2 protein-coding genes are annotated in these 1,613 nt (G+C 69.2%); both read left to right on the top strand.

The window, feature by feature from the left end; genetic code table 11:
- Nucleotides 1-1,005 (top strand): phosphoglycerate kinase (locus tag GPA_RS02355; protein ID WP_041238830.1); only part of this gene is annotated, 1,005 nt, incomplete at its 5' end.
- A 66-nt stretch (nt 1,006-1,071) separates the two neighbouring features.
- On the top strand, nt 1,072-1,613 hold a 542-nt coding region (gene tpiA, locus GPA_RS18715), incomplete at its 3' end, for a triose-phosphate isomerase (RefSeq protein ID WP_041239974.1).

Below are 1,613 nucleotides of genomic sequence, written 5' to 3'. Positions count from 1 at the left end.
CTCGGCCGCCCGGCCGGCGAGGGCTTCGAGGAGGCGTTCACCCTGCGCCCCGCCGCGCAGCGCCTGTCCGAGCTTCTCGGCAAGCCCGTCGTGTTCGCCACCGACACGGTGGGGCCCGACGCGCAGGCGAAGGCCGCGTCGCTGCGCGACGGCGACGTGCTCGTGGTGGAGAACCTGCGCTTCGACAAGCGCGAGAAGAAGAACGACCCGGCGTTCTGCGAGGAGCTGGCCGCGCTCGGCGACGTGTACGTCAACGACGCGTTCGGCACCGCGCACCGCGCCCATGCCTCCACGGCGGGCGTCGCCGCGCTCTTGCCGGCGTACGCGGGCTACCTCATGCAGCGCGAGGTGGCCACGCTCTCGGACATGCTCGAAGCGCCCCGCCGCCCCTTCGCCGCCATCCTCGGCGGCTCGAAGGTGTCGGACAAGATCAAGGTCATCGACGCGCTCATGGACACGTGCGACACGCTCGTCATCGGGGGCGGCATGTGCTTCACGTTCCTGTTCGCCCAGGGCAAGGCCGTGGGCACGTCGCTCAAGGAAGAGGACTGGGTCGAGCGCGCGGCGGCCATGATCGCCAAGGCGGAGGAGCGCGGCGTGAAGCTGCTGCTGCCGGTGGACGTCGTCGTGGCCGACCGGTTCGCTGAAGATGCCGAAACGCTCACGGTTTCGGTCGACGACATCCCCGATGGTATGATGGGGCTCGACATCGGGCCCGAGACGGCGAAGCTCTACGCCGATGCCGTGGCCGAGGCGAAGACCGTGTTCTGGAACGGCCCCATGGGCGTGTTCGAGATGGCGGCGTTCGAGGCCGGCACGAAGGCTGTTGCCGAAGCCGTGGCCGCCAACGCCGACGCGGACACCGTCATCGGCGGCGGCGACAGCGTGGCCGCCGTCAACAAGTTCGGCCTGGCCGAGCAGATGACGTTCATCTCCACCGGCGGCGGCGCCTCCATGGAGCTCGTCCAGGGCGAGGCGCTCCCCGGCGTCGAGGCGCTGCGGTAGGACCCGTTCCGTGCGGCCCCCGCGACGCGGACGGGTCGCACGACACTCGAAGGAAAGGATACCCCAATGGCACGCAAACCCATGATGGCGGGCAACTGGAAGATGAACAACACGGTGGGCGAGGCGGTGGTGCTCACGCAGGAGATCTCGAACCAGTACGAGAAGGAGTGGCCGGAGTCGGTCGACATCGTCATCTGCCCGCCCTACGTGGACCTCAAGCCGGCCAAGACCGTGCTCGACTTCGACAAGACGAAGATCGCCGTGGGCGCGCAGAACGTGTACTGGGAGCCGAAGGGCGCCTACACGGGGGAGATCTCGGTGCCGATGATCAAGGAGATCGGCTGCGCCTGCTCGATCGTCGGCCATTCCGAGCGCCGCGAGCTGTTCGGCGAGACGAACGAGGACGTGAACCGCAAGGTGAAGGCGCTCGTGGAGGGCGGCCTGTACGCCATCGTGTGCGTGGGCGAGTCGCTTGCCGTGCGCGACGAGGGCACGACCGACGAGTACGTCACCGCCCAGGTGCGCGCCGCCTTCGCTGGCGTGGATGCGCAGGACGCGGCGGGCTGCGTCGTGGCCTACGAGCCCATCTGGGCCATCGGCACGGGCCG

Origin of the sequence: Gordonibacter pamelaeae 7-10-1-b (genome assembly GCF_000210055.1) — a bacterium.
In the GTDB taxonomy this organism is placed as follows: Bacteria; Actinomycetota; Coriobacteriia; order Coriobacteriales; family Eggerthellaceae; genus Gordonibacter; species Gordonibacter pamelaeae.
This window is presented reverse-complemented; position numbering and strand designations above follow the sequence as displayed.